This window comes from Kitasatospora sp. NPDC059827 (genome assembly GCF_042731675.1).
In the GTDB taxonomy this organism is placed as follows: domain Bacteria; phylum Actinomycetota; class Actinomycetes; order Streptomycetales; family Streptomycetaceae; genus Kitasatospora.
On sequence record NZ_JBHWIV010000021.1, the window covers coordinates 97,639 to 113,317 of the forward strand.

The window sequence follows — 15,679 nt, forward strand, 5'->3', positions numbered from 1 at the left end:
GGGGGAGGCGGCGCCCGGCCGGGGCGCCCGCACGAGAGCGGCAGCGGGAGCGGGACGTGGAGCAGCAGGGGCCGACGGCGGAGCCGCAGTTCCGGTTGGCGGCGGTGTTCGACGCGGTCGACCCGGTGGCCGGGCCGGGGTTCGCGCCGGACCGCACGCTGGTGCGGGACCCGGCCGAACGGGCGGCGCTGGCCGGGTACTTGAACGCCGGGGCGGAGGTGCTGGTGACGCCGATGCTGATGGACGACATCTTCGACACCTCCCGCCGGGGCGCCGTCCCGATGAACTACCGCACCGACGGCGAGTGGATCTGGACCGACACCGTCGCCTACTACCTGGAGGAGTACGACCTCGCGCCCGAGCCCGGGCTGCTCGCCCACCTGCGCGAACGCACCGGGGCGCTCCCGCTGCCGCTGCCGCGGCCGTCGGCGCGGACCGTGCGCAGGGCGGTGGACTTCGTGCTGAACCCGCCGCGCCCGGCCGAACCGGCCTGGCGCCCGCAGAGCGGCTGAACCCGGCGCCGCCCGCCGTCCGTCGGTCTGGGGGAGGGGCGGTATTTCGCCGCGCGGCCGCACGGCGGCGCGCGAGGGCCCCGGTCGGCGTCGTTGAGGGCCAGGGAGCGTGGGTGGGCAGGGAACGTAGTGCGCGGGGCAACGGATCCTCGGGCGGTGGCATCCAGCTGCCCGCGGTGGCCTGGGAGGTGCCGGAGCCGGCCGCCGAGGCCGGGGAGGCGGGCGCGGCACCGGCCGCTTCCGCCGCTCCCGGCGCTCCCGGCGCTCCCGCGGGGGTGGGAGCCACGGCGGTGGGAGCCGCCGGTGCGGTGCCCGCGCTCGCGCAGGGCGCCCCCGCGCAGGGCGCGGCCGCGGCCGGGCAGGCCCGGCCCGGGGTCAGCGCCGCCCCGGCGCCGGCCGCCGCGGCCCAGGAGGAGGGCGCCGGGCGGCGCATCCCCAAGCCGATGGTGGCCGCCGCGGTGATCGCCGGCCTGGTGCTGGTCGGAGTGCCGCTGGGCATCGCGGGCTTCGGCGGGGACGGCCCCGGCACCCCCGGCGCGGACGGGCCGCCGCCCGCCGGCTTCTCCCAGCCCGACGGCGGCGGCAACGGCTACGTCCCCGGCGCCGACGCGCCCGGCAACCCGCCCGGTGACCAGCCGCTGCAGCCCGGCCAGCCCGCTGAGCCGGGCCAGCCCGGCCAGCCGGCCGGCGCCCAGCCCGGCGAGGGCGCCGTGGTGCCCGCCGCGGCGGCCGCCGGGGCCGCGCTGCCCGGCATCGGCGCCGACCAGGGCACCCCGGGCACCAACCGCACCGCCGCCGGAGCGCCCGCCGCACCCCAGGGCGGCGGCCAGAACACCGCTCAGAACAGCGGCCAGGGCGCGGGGCAGGGCAGCGGCCAGGGCAACGGGCAGGGCGGCGGCGCACCGCAGACCCAGCCCCAGCAGCCCGCCCAGCCCCAGCAGCCGGCCCCGCCCCCGGCCAAGCCCACCCAACCCGCCCCGCCGCCCGCGCCCACCTACCACGGCGTCGCCGGCCCCGGCTGCGGCGGATCCACCTCCGTGCAGCAGAACGGCTGGTACGACGACGGGCAGAAGGGCTGGCGCAAGAACTCCGGCGGCTACACCGGCGACGGCTGCTCCGGCGGCTTCTCCTCGATGCCGATGTCGGGCGCCCCCAACAAGGACGACAACAGCAACTCGGTGGTGTGGACCTTCAACACCGGCTCGCTCACCACCGGCAGCTGCCGCCTGTCGGTGTACGTGCCCAACGGCGACCTCAAGGCCGTCGGCGGCGCCCCCACCTACTACACCGTCCAGAACCAGTCCTTCACCGTCAACCAGGCCTCCTCCCGGGGCCAGTGGGTCGCGGCGGGCACCTTCCCGCTCAGCGGCGGCCGCATCGCCGTGGTGATGCACAGCCGCGGCCAGGACTGGGTGGGCGACAGCGTCAAGACCTTCGCCCACCACGCCGCCTCCGCCGTCCGCGCCGACTGCACCGGCTGACCCGGCCCGCACCACCCCACCACCGCACACCACCCGCACCATCCGCACCACCGGCACCACAGCCACGAACGACGGAGGAGAACGGCCCATGACCCGCCATGTGCTGACGGTCGGCGCGCAGCCGGGCGAGGGCGGCTACCGCACGATCGGCGCCGCCCTGGAGGCGGCCCGCAGCGGAGCGGTGATCAGCGTCCGCCCGGGCCGCTACGACGAGAACCTCGTGATCACCAAGATGGTGACCATCACCGCCGAGGAGGCCCGCGGCAGCGTGCGCCTGTCCCCGCGCCGCGGGGCCGTCGTCCAGGTCGTCGCCGAGGCCGTCCAGCTCACCGGCCTGGTCCTCCAGGGCCAGGACGAGGAACTGCCCACCGTCGACGTCCCGCGCGGCCAGGCCGCCCTCCAGGACTGCGAGGTCGCCGGCAACTCCTGGACCGCCGTCCTCACCCGCGGCCAGGGCTCCCTGGCCATGCGCGGCTGCCGCGTCGTCAACCCCGCCGGCGCCGGCATCGTCGAGACCTCCACCGGCACCAGCGTCATCGAGGACACCGTCATCGAACACCTCGGCAGCTCCGCCGTGGTGATCGGCGAGAACGCCAACCCCGTCGTGCGCAACTGCGTGCTGCGCGACGCCCGCGGCAACGGCGTGTGCGCCAACGGCGAAGGCCGCGGCTCCATCGAGGACTGCGAGATCTCCGCCACCGACAAACCCGGCATCGCCCTGGAGGAGCACAGCACCACCCGGGTGCTGCGCACCACCGTGCGCGACGCCGCCATCGGCGTCTACCTCAGCTCCGCCGCCCAGGTCCTGCTGGAGGACTGCACCCTGGACAGCACCCGCGGCCACGGACTGGTCCTGGCCGGCGGCACCGACCCCCTGGTACGCCGCTGCCGCACCACCCGCACCAAGGGCCACGGCATCCACGTCACCACCCGCTCCCGCGGCCGCTTCGAGGAGTGCGCGGTCGCCGACGCCCAGGGCACCGGCATCCTCGTCGACGAGTCCGCCAGCCCGGTCCTGACCCGCACCACCGTCACCGACGGCGCCGGCGACGCCGTCGAACTCACCGGCGAGAGCGCCGCCGAGTTCGACCGCCTGGAGGTGCGCGGCGCCGCCGGCACCGGCGTCCTGGTACGCGACGGCGCCAACCCGCTGCTGCGCCGCGTGGACGTCGCCGAGGTCGGCGGCCACGGCGTCGAGGTGCTGCGCGAGGGCCGCGGCCGCCTGGAGTCCTGCCTGCTGGGCACGGGCGGGCGCGCCGCCCTGCGGGTCGCCGACGGCGGCAACACCCAGGTCGGCAACACCACCGTGCGCGGCACCGCCACCGCCGCCGGCGCCGGCGCCTCGGCGGCGGTCAACGGCGTCGAGATCGGCCCCGGCGGCCTCGCCTCGCTGCGCGACTGCGACATCGCCGACTGCGGCGGCGACGGCCTGCTGGTCGAGGACGGCGGCGAACTCACCGCCGCCCGCACCCGCGTCCACGGCAACCGCCGCCACGGCGTCCTGCTCGCCGCCGGGGCCCGGGCCGCGCTGACCGGCTGCGAACTCACCGACAACGCCCACGACGGACTGCGCGTGGACTCCGAGGAGCCGGTGCGCGTCACCGGCTGCACCGTCACCGGCAACCGCGGCTCCGGACTGCGCCAGAGCAGGCCGAGCACCCGCCTGGCCGTCCAGGACCTGACCAGCCGTGACAACGCCCACGCCGACAGCCACGGCAGCGCCGCCGCCCACCCCGGCGCCGGCGCCGCCGCCGGCACCCGCCCCGCCGCCACCCCGCCCGCCCCCGGGGACCCGGACCAGGACGGCCCGGCCAGCGCCGCCGCCCAGGCGCCGTCGTCACCGTCGCCCGAGGGCCCGCAGGCGGCCCTCCAGGCCCTGGTGGGCCTGGAAGGCGTCAAGGAGCAGGTCGCCACCCTGGTCAACCTCAACAAGCTGGCCCGGCGCCGCGAACTCGCCGGCATGCCCGCCCTCCCCATGGGCCGGCACCTGATCTTCGCCGGGCCGCCCGGCACCGGGAAGACCACCGTCGCCCGCCTCTACGGCAGCATCCTGGCCGAACTCGGCGTCCTGCGCAGCGGCCACCTCACCGAGGTCGCCCGCGCCGACCTGGTCGCCTCGATCATCGGCGGCACCGCCATCAAGACCACCGAGGTGTTCACCGAGGCCCTCGGCGGCGTGCTGTTCATCGACGAGGCGTACACCCTGTCCGCCGGAGGCGGCGGCACCGGACCGGACTTCGGCCGCGAGGCGATCGACACCCTGGTCAAGCTGATGGAGGACCACCGCGACGACGTCGTGGTGATCGTCGCCGGCTACTCGGACGAGATGCGCGAGTTCCTCTCCTCCAACCCCGGCCTGGCCTCCCGGTTCAGCCGCACCGTGGAGTTCCGCAACTACTCCGCCCAGGAACTGGTCACCATCGTCGAACGGGCCGCCGCCGCCCACGGCTTCGAGCTCGCCGAGGCCACCGTGGAGGCGCTCGCCACGCACTTCACCCGCATGCCCAAGGGCGCGGACTTCGGCAACGGCCGCGCGGCCCGCAAGGTCTTCGAGGAGATGGTCGACCGCCAGGCCTCCCGGCTCGCGGCCCTGGCCGAGGTCACCGACGCCGACCTGCCGCTGCTGCTGCCCGAGGACCTCGGCGCCGACGCCGCCCGCGCCACCGGCCCCGGCCCGGGCACGGACGGCCGCGGCGAACTCCTGGAGCGGCTGCGCGCGATGGTGGGCCTGAGCGCCGCCAAGGAACAGGTCGAGAACCTGGTCAACCTGATCACCCAGGCCCGCCGCCGCGAGGAGGCCGGCCTGCCCGCCGCCAGGATCAGCCACCACCTCGTCTTCGCCGGCCCGCCCGGCACCGGCAAGACCACCGTCGCCCGCCTCTACGGCGCCCTGCTCGCCGAACTCGGCGTCCTGCCCACCGGCCAGCTCGTCGAGACCGCCCGCGCCGACCTGGTCGGCCGCTACATCGGCCACACCGCCCAGCTCACCAAGGAGGCCTTCGAACGCGCCCGCGGCGGCGTCCTGTTCGTCGACGAGGCCTACACCCTCACCCCGCGCGGCGGCGCCGCCTCCGGCGACTTCGGCCAGGAAGCCGTCGACACCCTGATGAAGCTGATGGAGGACCACCGCGACGAGGTCGTGGTCATCGTGGCCGGCTACCAGGACGAGATGCGCTCCTTCCTCGCCTCCAACCCCGGCCTGGCCTCCCGCTTCCCCCAGCAGATCGCCTTCGACCACTACAGCTCCGACGAACTCGTCACCATCGTCGCCCGCCAGGCCGAGGACGCCGGCTACCTCTGCGCCCCCGAGACCCTCACCGCGCTCGCCGCACTGTGCGAGGCCGTGCCCCGCGACCGCAACTTCGGCAACGGCCGCTTCGCCCGGCAGACCCTGGAGGCGATGATGACCCGTCAGGCCGGGCGACTGGCCCGCCTGGAGATCGGCGACGTGTCCGAACTGAGCCTGCTGCTGCCCCAGGACGTCCCCGCCCTGCTCCAGGCGGGCACGGCGTGAGCACCCGCCGCGCCGCCCGCGCCGCCGCCCTGTGCACCCTCGCCGCCCTGGGCGCCCTGGGCGGCCTCGGCACCGGGGCCCCGCCGGCCGCGGCAGCCGGCCCGGCCGGCAGCGACCCGTCCGCGCTGCCCGTCATCGGCCAGAGCCGCCAGGCCACCCGCCCCGGCGACTGCCTCAAACCCTCCGACAAGGGAACCGACCGCACCCCCTGGGCCCAGACCTTCCTGCGCCCCGAAGCCGCCTGGCCGCTCAGCCGCGGCGCCGGGGTGAGCGTCGCCGTCGTCGGCTCCGGCGTCGACCCCGCCTCCGGGGTCCTGGGCGAACGCCTGCTGCCCGGCCCGCGCGAGTACGGCACCGGCGACTCCACCCGCGACTGCGTCGGCCACGGCACCTTCCTCGCCGGACTGATCGCCGCCCGCCACCAGGACGGCACCGGCTTCGCCGGCATCGCCCCCGAAGCCCGCATCCTCGCCGTCGCCGTCACCGACGACACCGGCAACACCACCCCCGCCCTGCTCGCCAAGGGCATCCGGGACGCCGCCGACGCCGGCGCCCGCATCATCGCCTCCGCACTGCCCCTGCCCGCCGGCGACACCGCCCTCGACGACGCGCTGCGCCACGCCGACACCAAGGGCGTCCTGGTCGTCGCCCCCGCCACCCCCGACCAGGGCGGCGCCAACGCCAACGTGCCCTCCGCCCCGCCCCAGGTCCTCACCGTCGCCGCCCTGGCCCCGGGCGGCGGCGCGGCGGCGACGGGCGCGGACGGGAGCGCGCGGACGGGGACCGGGACGACGGGGACGGGGACGGGGACGAGCGTCGGCATGGCCCCCGCCGGCACCGCCGCCGGTACGGGGGCGGGTACGGGCGCCGCCGGTGCCCGGGTCGACCTGAGCGCCCCGGGCGAGGCCATGATGAGCACCGGACCGGCCGGAAAGGGCTACTTCACCGGCAGCGGCCCCAGCTTCGCCACCGCCGTCGTCGCCGGCACCGCCGCCCTGCTCCTCGGCCAGCACCCCGACCTCGACCCGGCCCACCTGCGCGAGCGCCTCGAAGCCACCGCCTACCACCCCGGCACCGCCCTGCCCGACCCCCGCCTGGGCTACGGCACCGTGGACCCCCTGGCCGCCCTCACCGCCACCGTGCCCCCCACCGCCGTGGCCCTCCCCGCCCCGCGGGCCACCCTCCTGGCACCCCCGCCCCCGGACCCCGCCCCCGGCCGGGCCGCCGCGGTGGCCGTCGCCGTCCTGACCGCCGTCACCCTCACCGTGGGCCTGGCCCTGCTGTGCACCGCCGCCCGCCGCCGCGCCTGGCGCCCGGGCCGCTGGCAGGCCTGACCCGGCACCACCCCGGCCCGCCCTCAGCAGTAGCCGTCCAACCGGGTCGCGCCCTTCGGAGCGAGGCCGGGCCAGGGGCGTCCGGCGCTGTCCGCGGCGGCGCAGCGCAACGCATCGAGGAGGGTGCTTCCCGGGTAGCCCCGGAAGCTCGCGTAGGCGCCGCGGTAGTAGCAGCTCCAGTAGCTCACGACGCGCCGCTGGGTCCGGTCGAAGTAGGCCGGGTTGGCCACGATGAACTCCCCGTAGGCGCGCCGGAGCCGGCTCCCGGGGTCGTCGAGGCCGCGGAGTGCGTCGCGGATGTCGGTCAGGATCTCCACGACGTACTCACCGGCCAGCTGGACGACGAACGGGACGACCCAGTCGTCGCCGGAGCCGACGATCCGCGCCAGGTGGAGCTGGCGGACCCGGCCGTCGTGGTGCCTCGAGTACAAGCAGTGCAGGAGCTGCCGCTGACGCGGTGACAGGTGGGCGACCCGGTCCTGGGGCACCTCGTCGTGGTGGATCCGGCTCGGGATCGAGAGCGTCTCCCCGCGCACCACCACCGCGAAGGGCTCGGAGGGTCGCAGCCGCACGTTCGGCATGACCTCCAGGACCCTGCGGGCGTCACCGGCGAACTCGGCCGGGAACGCGGCGGCCAACGGGCTGTCGGGGTGGCTGAACGGCTCCATCGTCCGAGCATACGTTCGCCCCGGTGGCCCGGGCCCGGCGCTGTTCGCGATCAGGCGCCGGTGGGGCGGATGCCCTCGGCGACGAGCGCGGCGAGTTCGAGGTAGGCGCGGCGGGTGCGCTGGTGGAGCCTGGCGGGGTCGAACGTGCCGCCGAGGGCGAGGTGTTCGTCGAAGGGCAGCACGAGGGCGGCGCGGCAGCGCTGTCCGAAGTGGGTGACCAGGTCGTCCGCGTTGATCGCCCGGCTCTTGGCGCGTACGCCGGAGATCAGGGTGACGCTGCGCCGTGCCAGTTCCTCGTAGCCGTTGGCGCACAGCCAGTCCAGGGTGGTGTCGGCGCCGCTGGCGCCGTCGACGCTGGTGGTGGCGGTGATGACGAGCTGGTCGGCGAGGTCGAGCACGGCGCCCATCGAGCCGTGCAGCAGGCCGGTGCCGCAGTCGGCGAGGACGATCGGGTACTGGCGGGCGAGCAGGTCGACCAGCCGCCGGTAGTCCTCGCCGCCGAAGGTGTCGGCGACGGTGGGGTCGGCGTCGTTGGCCAGGACCTCCAGCCCGCTGGGGGTCAGCGAGGTGAAGCGGCGGATGTCCATGTAGCCGGTGATCGAGGGCGCGGCCGCGAGCAGGTCCTGGACGGTGGCCGGGCTCTCGCGGCGGATGCGCCGGCTCAGGGTGCCGGTGTCCGGGTTGGCGTCGACGGCGACGACCTTGTCGGACCGGGTCTCGGCGAGGACGGAGCCGAGCCCGAGCGTCGCGGAGGTCTTGCCGACGCCGCCCTTGAGGCCGATGACCGCGATCCGGAAGGAGCGGTGCAGCGGGGTGCGGATGACGGCCGCCAGCCGTTCCCGCTCGCGCTGCTCGCCCCGGCCCAGGCCCAGCCCGGCACCCAGCCCGGCGCCCAGCAGCCGGGGGCGCCGGGCCGGGGCCGGCGGGGTGGCGACGGGCGGCGGCGCGGCGACGACGGGCGCGGGCACCGACACCGGCACCGGCACCGGTACCGGTACGGGGGCCGGCAGGGGCGGGGCGTACGGCGGGGGAGGCGGTGCCAGGAGGGCGGGTGCGGCGGGTGCGGCGGGCGTCGCGGGCGCGGTGGGTGCGGGCCGGGCCTGCGGGGGGATGAGCACCGTGCCCAGGGAGTCCAGCGGCCGTCGCCAGTCGGGCTCGGCCGGCCGGGCCGGGGGGAGGAGCCCGTAGTCGGGGGAGAGGTCCCGTTCCGGGCCCCGCCCCAGCCGCCGCACCTGCTCGATGACCATGTGGTCCGCCGCCACGTTCCGCCTCCTGTCGCCACGTCGCCACCCCGCCGGTGCCGTACGTGATCCCCCCACCTGGCACAACGGTCCGGGCTGCCGTGACCGTTCACCGCCGGGCACGCCGGGCACCGCCGGGCACCGCCGGGCACGGCGGGGGCGGCGGGGGCGGCGGGTGCGGCGGGGCGGTCAGGGCAGCGGGAGTTCTCCGGCGGCCGCCACCAGGGCGGGCAGCTCGCGCATGTCGTCGAAGGTGCGGGTGCCGGGGCCGGTCAGCCAGTGGGCGGGGGTGAGGCCGCCGTGGAAGCCCAGCGAGCGCATCCCGGCCGCGCGGGCGGCGGCGACCCCGTACTTGCTGTCCTCCACCACGAGGCAGGCCCCGGGCGCGACGCCCATGGTGGCGGCGGCGTGCAGGAACAGGTCGGGGGCGGGCTTGCCGTGCGCGACGTCCTCGGCGCTGAACACCCGCCCCTCGAAGCGCGCCAGCAGCCCGGTCCGCCCCAGGGTGCGGCGCAGCCGGCCGTGACCGGAGGAGGAGGCCACGCAGTCCCGCACCCCGGCCCGCGCCAGCTGCGCCAGTGCCTCCACCACCCCGTCCACGGGGGCGAGTTCGGCGGCGAACGCCTCGTCGTACAGGTGCTGGAAGGCCTCCTCCCAGCCGGGCTCCAGCGGCACGCTCGCGTGCGCCTGCAGCTCGGCGCTCATGTAGGCGTGGCTGCGGCCGACGAAGCGCTCCACGATCTCCGTCTCGGACAGCGGCCAGCCGACCGCCGCGCACACCTGCGCGTCGATCCGCACCGCCAGGCGCTCGCTGTCCAGCAGGACGCCGTCGCAGTCGAAGATCACCAGTTCGATGGCTGTGGGCATGGCCGTCACCCTAGGGCACCGGAGCTCGTCGGGGTTCACCGGCGAGCGCCGCCCGGTGCGGGGCGGGCCGGTGGGCTCACCGCGCCTCGGCGAGGGCGTCCAGGTGCCCGGCCCAGCGCACCAGCAGGCTCGTCAGGGTGGTGAACTCCTGCGGCGTCAGACAGGCCGCCAGCCGCTCCCGCAACCCGGCGACCTGCGCGGCGACGCGCCGGTGCGCGGTACGGCCCTGCCCGGTGAGGGCGGCGCGCCCGTCCGCGTCCAGGGCGACCCAGCCGCGGGCGGCGAGCCCCTCCACGTACGGGCGCACGGTCGGCTCCTCGGGGCAGAGGAAGGCGGCCAGCGCCGCGTCGAGGGCGGCGGTGTCCGTCGGCCCGTGGGAGAGGGTGTTGAGCACCTGCCAGTCGCGCCGGCTCAGCGCGTCGGCGGCGAACAGGCGCGCCATGGACTGCTCGATGGCGCCGTCGATGTGGCGCAGCCAGTACCCGAGCGGGCGCTGCCCGGGCACCTCGGGCAGGCCGGCGGCGGGCGCGTCCGCGGGTGTGGCGGCGGGTGTGGTGGTTTCGGGCATAACAGGTCCCCCCTGATGCATGTCCTTTGACAAAAGTTGTAACCTAGCATGCATGTCTGAGCGGGAGAGGAAGTACCAGGAAACCGGGCCGGACACCGCCGTTGAGGACGCGAATGCCGCCGAGGACGCGTCCGCCGCCGCCGTCGAACGCGCCATGGTCGCCATCCGCCACAGCCAGACCCGCCGTTCGCTGGGCCGCATCGCCCGGCCCGAGGGCGCCGGCGCGATCGACCCCACCCTGTTCGGCGTCCTGGACGCCGTCGAGGCCCACCCCGGCCCGTGCGCCGTCACCGACGTCGCCGCCGCCCTGGGCGTCGACCAGCCCCGGGCCAGCCGCCTGGTGCTGCGCACTGTCGAGCAGGGCTGGCTGGAACGCGGCAGCGACCCGCGCGACGCCCGCCGCACCCTGCTCGCCCTCACCCCCGCCGGACGCGCGCAGGTGGAGGCCGCCCACCGGCTGCGCCGCGTGGTCTTCGCCCAGGCCATGGCCGGCTGGAGCGAGAGCGACCGCACCGCGTTCGCCCGCCTGATCACCGCCTTCGTCGCCGACTTCGCCCGCACCGTCGCCGACCGGGCGTGAACCGGTGAACCGGTGAACCGGTGAAGCGGGGGCCCCGGTTCACCGGCCCCGGTGGTGGTCCTCAGTGGTGGTCCTCAGTGGTCCTGGGTCAGCAGCACCGGCAGTGACCGGTGTCCGTTGGAGATCAGCGAGTCCACCGGCTCCAGCTCCGCCCCCGGCAGCAGCGCCAGCCGCGGGAAGCGCTCGAACAGCGCCCGCAGCGCGGTGCGGGCCTCCAGCCGGGCCAGTGGCGCGCCCAGGCAGAAGTGCGGGCCGTGCCCGAAGGCCAGGTGGTCCTTCACCGGCCGCGTCACGTCGAACACCGCCCCGTCCGCGCCGTAGCGCGCGGGGTGGCGTCCGGCGGCCGCGTAGGCGGCCAGGATCGCCTCGCCCCGGCGGATCGTCACCCCGCCGGGCAGGGCGATGTCCTCGACGGCGTAGCGCAGCGGCAGGTGCGCCACCGGGGCGTCGTGGCGCAGCGACTCCTCGACCACGTCCTCCCAGCCGGCCTTGCCCGCGCGCACCAGGTCCAGCTGTTCGGGGTGGGTGAGCAGCAGCGTGATCGCGTTGTCGACGAGGTTGACCGTGGTCTCGTAACCGGCCGAGACGATCAGCAGCAGGGTGTCGCGCAGTTCCTCCTCGCTCAGCGCGCCGCCGTCGCCCTCGGTGTCGCGCACGGCGATCAGGGCCGAGGTCAGGTCCTCGCCCGGGCGCGCCCGTTTGGCGGCGATCAGCTGGTCGAGCATGCCGTAGAACGCGGCGGCGTTGGCCGCGGCCTCCTGCGGGGTGAGGGTGGTGGCGAAGACCCGGTCGACGTGGTGGCGGAAGCGCTCGCGCAGGGTGTCGGGCAGGCCGAGCAGGTGGGCGATGACCCGGATCGGCAGCGGGTGGGCCAGGCGCTCGCGCAGGTCCACCGCGGTGCCCGGCGGGGTGAGGGCGATGGCGTTCAGCAGTTCGCCGGTCAACTCCTCGATGCGGTCGGCCAGTTCGGCGACCTGGCGGGTGCTGAACGCGGCGCCGGTCAGCCGGCGCAGCCGGCGGTGGTCGGCGCCGTGCGCGGTGAACATGTTGCGGGCGCTCACCCACAGGGCCAGCGGCCAGTCGGGCACCAGGCGCTCGAAGTCCGGCCAGTGCAGGAGAGGGTCCTTGGACACCCGCGGGTCCTTGAGCAGCTCCTCCAGCAGCGCCGGGTCGGCGACCGCCCAGGCCGGCACGCCGAGGATGTCCACCGGGGTGGCGGGCCCGCGCGCGAACAGCTCCGCGCTCTCGGCGTCACGGGCCCGGCCGGTGGGGTCCAGGACGAGGCGGTGCTCCACCGGGCAAGCGGCCGGCCGGTTCAACTCGTCGTCCACGACGGCTCCTTCACGCGGGTTCGAGGGTTCATGCGGTGTGTCCGCCACGAGGATGGCCCTCCCGGGCGCCGCCGTCGAGACCGCCCCCGCCACCCGTCCCGCCGCCGCCCGCCCCGCCCGCGCCCGGTCACAGTCCGGTGGCCAGCCAGAGGGTCGCGGCCGCGGCGAGGGCGAGGGCGGCGTTGAGGGCGATCCGGCGGTCCCCGCCCGTCAGGTGCACGGGGATCGCGCCGGCCTGGAGGAGGAGGAACCCGGCGGCCGCGGCCGCCGCCAGCACGACGGCGACACCGGTCAGCGGCGGCAGGACCAGGCCGGCCGCGCCGAGGACCTCGACCGCCCCCAGCGCCCTGAGGGCGGGCAGCGGGACGCGGTCGACCCAGGCCATCATCGGCCGCAGCCGGTCACGGCCGCGGACCACTTTCAGCGTGCCCGCGTAGGAGTAGAAGAGCGCGAGCGGTCCCGCGACGATCCAGTAGGCGGCGTTCATGGTTCCCGTTCAGGAGGCGTCGGCGGCGGATGCGGTGGCAGGTGCGGTGGCAGGTGCGGCGGTGGGCCCGGCGGCCGCCTCGGTGGCGGGCTCGGTCGCGTAGCGGCTCATCGCCTCCGCGTTGACCGCCGGTGTCAGCGCCCGGCCGCCGGTGAGCGCCTCCTGGAGGTCGCGGAAGTACTGCACGTACAGGTCGGGGGTGAAGGTGCTGAGCATGACGGCGGGTTCGTCGCCCACGTTGGCGAAGGTGTGCGGCACACCGGGCGGGACCAGGACGAACGTGCCCGCCACGACGTCGTGCTCCCGCTCCCCGACGGTGAACCGCAAGGCGCCGGACAGGACGTAGAAGCCCTCGTCGTGCAGCCCGTGGCGGTGCTGCGGCGGCCCCTGGGTGTGCGGGGCGAGGACGGACTCGGCGATCGCGAGGCGGTGCCCGGTGCGGCTGCCGTCCTCCAGGACGCGCATGCGCGTGGTGCCCAGGACGATCGTCTCGCCGTCACCGGGGCCCACCACCGACACGGCGGGAGCGGTCTGCGGCGCGCGGGACTTCACTTCTTCGGTCATGTCCACCAGTGCACTGCCGCCGGACGCACCGCGTCCAAGACCCGTCCCGCCACCCCGATACCCGGCGGGTATCGTCGCAGCGTGGAGCTACGCACCCTGCGCTACTTCGTGGCCGTCGCCGAGGAACTCCACTTCGGCCGGGCCGCCACCCGACTGCACATGAGCCAGCCGCCGCTGAGCCGGGCGATCAAGCAGCTGGAGGCCGACCTCGGCGCCCTGCTGCTCACCCGCTCGCCCACCGGCGTCGCCCTCACCCCGGCCGGCGCCGTCCTGCTCGACGAGGCGCGGGCCCTGCTGGAGCGTGCCGACCGCGCCCGGGCCCGCGTGGGCTCGGCCGCCGGCACCGCGACCCTCACCATCGGCATCCTGGGCGACAGCACCGACCCGGCCGTGGGCAGACTCGCCGCCGCCTACCGCCGCGACCACCCCGGCATCGACATCCGCATCCGCGACACCGACCTCACCGACCCCACCTGCGGACTGCGCGCCGGCCTGGTCGACGTCGCACTGACCAGGGCACCCTTCGACGGGACCGCCCTGACCGCACGGGCCCTGCGCACCGACCCGGTCGGCGTGGTCCTGCGCGCCGACGACCCGCTGGCCCGCCGCGACGGGCTGCGCCTGGCCGAACTGGACAGCCGCCGCTGGTTCCAGTTCCCGCAGGGCACCGACCCCCTCTGGCAGTCGTACTGGAACGGCGGCCGCCCGCGCCAGGGCCCGGTGGTGCGCGCCGTCCAGGAATGCCTGCAGACCGTGCTGTGGAACGGCACGGTCGGCCTGACCCCGCTCACCCCGCTCGGACACGACCTGCCCCCGGGGCTGGCCGTGGTGCCGCTGGTCGACATGGCGCCGAGCCGGGTGGTGGCGGTGTGGAACGAGGGCGACCCCAACCCGCTGATCCGCTCCTTCGTCCAGGCCGCGACGGCCTCCTACCGCCGCTGAGCGGCTCCCCGCCGCCGGTCGTCGGCACCGGGGCCTAGCCTTGCGGCCGTGACCGAGACCGTGACCGTGACCGAGACAGTGACCCAGACCGACGCCGATGCCGACGCCGATGCCGACGCCGACGCCGACGCCGGATCCGCCCCCGCGTACCTCGCCCGCGTCGACGAACTCCTCGCCGACCCGCGGCCCTTCCCGTCCGAGGAGAGCGACCACTGCGCCGGGTACTGCGGCCCGGGCTGGTGGGTCGAGGAACTGAGCGTCAGCCGCGACTTCTGGGACGGCGACGACCGGGCCCGTGAGCGGGAGTACGAGCTGGCCGAGGCCCGACTCGGCGCCCTGGCCGGGGTGTTCACGGCCCGCTGGGGAGGATCGTACGAGATCGACCTGTGGCCCCACCTGCGGGCGAGTCTGGAGGGGGAGGACCTCGGCGGCCACCGCCCCGCACCGGTGGTCGACCTGCTCTGCCAGTCGGTGGTCGTGCTGCACGTGTGGCCGCTGCCCGGCGGCGGGCGCTGGCTCGGGCTGGGCCTGGGGCAGCAGGACAAGGAACTGCCGGTGGTCCTGTACGCCGCCCTCGCCGACGGCCCCGCCCCCTTGCCCGCCGCACCCGCCCCGGGCCCCCTCGCGTAGCGGGGCCGTCGGGCGGCGCGGGGAGGCCGCCGGGCCCGGGCCCCTGCCCGCGGCCCGAACGCCCCCTGCCCGGGCCGGCGTCAACCAGCCAGTGCCAGGCGCCAGTTGTTGGAGCGGATGGGGTGGCCCGGCGGGTACTCGAAGGCCACCTCGCCGACCAGCTCGAACCCCGCCCGCCGGCACACCGCGTTGGAGGCGGCGTGCCGCACCGACGGGAACGCGTGCAGCCACCGCGGCCCGCCCGCGTGGGCGGCCCGCCGCGCGCACAGCAGCAGCGCCCGCACCGCCAGCCCCCGGCCCTGGAACTGCGGCAGCACCGCGTACCCCGTCTCGTACACCTCCCCGCCCTCGAAGGCGTGCGGCCAGTACCCCACCGACCCGGCCACCTGGCCGTCGAGCAGCAGCAGGAACATCTGCCCCTCGCCCAGCGCCAGGTACCGCGCGTGCCGCTGCCGGACCTGCTCCTCGCTCTCCACCCCGCCCAGGTGCTCGGTCAGTTCGGGCGTGTTCTGGCGTCGCAGCACCTCCAGGCCGCGTTCGGACCAGGGTGCGAGCGTGAGGCAGCCGAGGGCCTCGTCGGGGGCGGTGTCGTCGGTCATGCCCCGCACGCTAGCGCGAGGGTCCGACACCGCCCGCCCCGCCCGCGCCCGCCCACCGGCACCGGCCCGCTCGGCAGGGGCCTCACCCGGCGACGGGCCCGCGGGCAACCGGTGTTCGGGCCGCCGACGCGGGTCAGCCGAGGACGAGGCGCAGGACCTGGTTGTGGATGAAGAAGCCGCCGGCCTGGCCGGGGATCGGCTGGAGGAGGAAGGTCTCGGCGAACTGGATCGGCTTGTCGTAGGCGTTGTCCAGGGCGGCGACGGCGACCTCCCCGAGTGACCCCCGGAGGGAGGGCGACGCTTCGGAGGGGAACGAATTCCGACAATGGTCGAACAAGCGCACGTCCGGTGTTCTAGTGTC

At 76.3% G+C, this 15,679-nt stretch carries 16 protein-coding genes; 7 read left to right on the forward strand and 9 right to left on the reverse strand.

Annotated elements, in window-relative coordinates:
* The first annotated feature begins 56 nt into the window (after positions 1-56).
* The 4 genes from ACFV8H_RS16155 to ACFV8H_RS16170 all read left to right on the forward strand — a co-directional run bounded on the left by ACFV8H_RS16155 (position 57) and on the right by ACFV8H_RS16170 (position 6,841).
* Positions 57-512, forward strand: a complete 456-nt coding sequence (locus ACFV8H_RS16155) for a hypothetical protein (RefSeq protein WP_380400163.1) — start codon at positions 57-59, stop codon at positions 510-512.
* A 113-nt stretch (positions 513-625) separates the two neighbouring features.
* Positions 626-1,993 carry a hypothetical protein gene (locus ACFV8H_RS16160; RefSeq protein ID WP_380400165.1) on the forward strand — a complete coding sequence of 456 codons (1,368 nt, stop codon included), beginning with the start codon at positions 626-628 and terminating at the stop codon, positions 1,991-1,993.
* 88 nt (positions 1,994-2,081) lie between these two features.
* Positions 2,082-5,507 (forward strand): right-handed parallel beta-helix repeat-containing protein, encoded by a 3,426-nt coding sequence (locus tag ACFV8H_RS16165; RefSeq protein WP_380400167.1) that lies wholly within the window; start codon positions 2,082-2,084, stop codon positions 5,505-5,507.
* The gene (locus ACFV8H_RS16170; RefSeq protein ID WP_380400169.1) at positions 5,504-6,841 is read left to right on the forward strand and encodes a S8 family serine peptidase; all 1,338 of its coding nucleotides are present in this window, start codon (positions 5,504-5,506) and stop codon (positions 6,839-6,841) included. Before ACFV8H_RS16165 ends, ACFV8H_RS16170 begins: the two co-directional genes overlap by 4 nt.
* Positions 6,842-6,864: 23 nt before the next feature.
* Here ACFV8H_RS16170 and ACFV8H_RS16175 read toward each other — a convergent pair whose 3' ends face one another.
* The 4 genes from ACFV8H_RS16175 to ACFV8H_RS16190 all read right to left on the reverse strand — a co-directional run bounded on the left by ACFV8H_RS16175 (position 6,865) and on the right by ACFV8H_RS16190 (position 10,185).
* Positions 6,865-7,509, reverse strand: coding sequence for a hypothetical protein (locus ACFV8H_RS16175; protein ID WP_380400170.1), 645 nt, complete (start codon positions 7,507-7,509; stop codon positions 6,865-6,867).
* A 50-nt stretch (positions 7,510-7,559) separates the two neighbouring features.
* Positions 7,560-8,771: a MinD/ParA family protein gene (locus ACFV8H_RS16180; RefSeq protein WP_380400172.1), complete on the reverse strand. Its 1,212-nt coding sequence runs from the start codon at positions 8,769-8,771 to the stop codon at positions 7,560-7,562.
* A 168-nt stretch (positions 8,772-8,939) separates the two neighbouring features.
* Complete coding sequence (locus ACFV8H_RS16185; RefSeq protein ID WP_380400174.1) at positions 8,940-9,617, reverse strand: HAD family hydrolase; 678 nt, start codon at positions 9,615-9,617, stop codon at positions 8,940-8,942.
* 76 nt (positions 9,618-9,693) lie between these two features.
* The gene (locus tag ACFV8H_RS16190; protein ID WP_380400176.1) at positions 9,694-10,185 is read right to left on the reverse strand and encodes a hypothetical protein; all 492 of its coding nucleotides are present in this window, start codon (positions 10,183-10,185) and stop codon (positions 9,694-9,696) included.
* Positions 10,186-10,237: 52 nt separating this feature from the next.
* On the opposite strand from ACFV8H_RS16190, the gene ACFV8H_RS16195 reads away from it, so the two are divergent.
* Positions 10,238-10,765 carry a MarR family winged helix-turn-helix transcriptional regulator gene (locus ACFV8H_RS16195; protein WP_380400178.1) on the forward strand — a complete coding sequence of 176 codons (528 nt, stop codon included), beginning with the start codon at positions 10,238-10,240 and terminating at the stop codon, positions 10,763-10,765.
* 74 nt (positions 10,766-10,839) lie between these two features.
* Here ACFV8H_RS16195 and ACFV8H_RS16200 read toward each other — a convergent pair whose 3' ends face one another.
* The 3 genes from ACFV8H_RS16200 to ACFV8H_RS16210 all read right to left on the reverse strand — a co-directional run bounded on the left by ACFV8H_RS16200 (position 10,840) and on the right by ACFV8H_RS16210 (position 13,147).
* Positions 10,840-12,096, reverse strand: a complete 1,257-nt coding sequence (locus tag ACFV8H_RS16200; protein ID WP_380400179.1) for a cytochrome P450 — start codon at positions 12,094-12,096, stop codon at positions 10,840-10,842.
* Between the two features lie 127 nt (positions 12,097-12,223).
* Positions 12,224-12,583: a DoxX family protein gene (locus ACFV8H_RS16205; protein WP_380400181.1), complete on the reverse strand. Its 360-nt coding sequence runs from the start codon at positions 12,581-12,583 to the stop codon at positions 12,224-12,226.
* A 9-nt stretch (positions 12,584-12,592) separates the two neighbouring features.
* Positions 12,593-13,147 (reverse strand): cupin domain-containing protein, encoded by a 555-nt coding sequence (locus tag ACFV8H_RS16210; protein WP_380400183.1) that lies wholly within the window; start codon positions 13,145-13,147, stop codon positions 12,593-12,595.
* Positions 13,148-13,228: 81 nt separating this feature from the next.
* Here ACFV8H_RS16210 and ACFV8H_RS16215 point away from each other — a divergent pair, with 81 nt between their 5' ends.
* On the forward strand, positions 13,229-14,089 hold the full coding sequence (locus ACFV8H_RS16215; protein WP_380400186.1) for a LysR family transcriptional regulator: 861 nt from the start codon (positions 13,229-13,231) through the stop codon (positions 14,087-14,089).
* A 48-nt stretch (positions 14,090-14,137) separates the two neighbouring features.
* The gene (locus ACFV8H_RS16220) at positions 14,138-14,719 is read left to right on the forward strand and encodes a hypothetical protein (protein WP_380400188.1); all 582 of its coding nucleotides are present in this window, start codon (positions 14,138-14,140) and stop codon (positions 14,717-14,719) included.
* Positions 14,720-14,799: 80 nt separating this feature from the next.
* On the opposite strand, the gene ACFV8H_RS16225 is transcribed toward ACFV8H_RS16220, so the two are convergent.
* Both ACFV8H_RS16225 and ACFV8H_RS16230 read right to left on the reverse strand, forming a co-directional pair.
* Positions 14,800-15,318, reverse strand: a complete 519-nt coding sequence (locus ACFV8H_RS16225; protein WP_380400190.1) for a GNAT family N-acetyltransferase — start codon at positions 15,316-15,318, stop codon at positions 14,800-14,802.
* 133 nt (positions 15,319-15,451) lie between these two features.
* Positions 15,452-15,661, reverse strand: coding sequence for a hypothetical protein (locus ACFV8H_RS16230; protein ID WP_380400192.1), 210 nt, complete (start codon positions 15,659-15,661; stop codon positions 15,452-15,454).
* Positions 15,662-15,679: the final 18 nt, after the last annotated feature.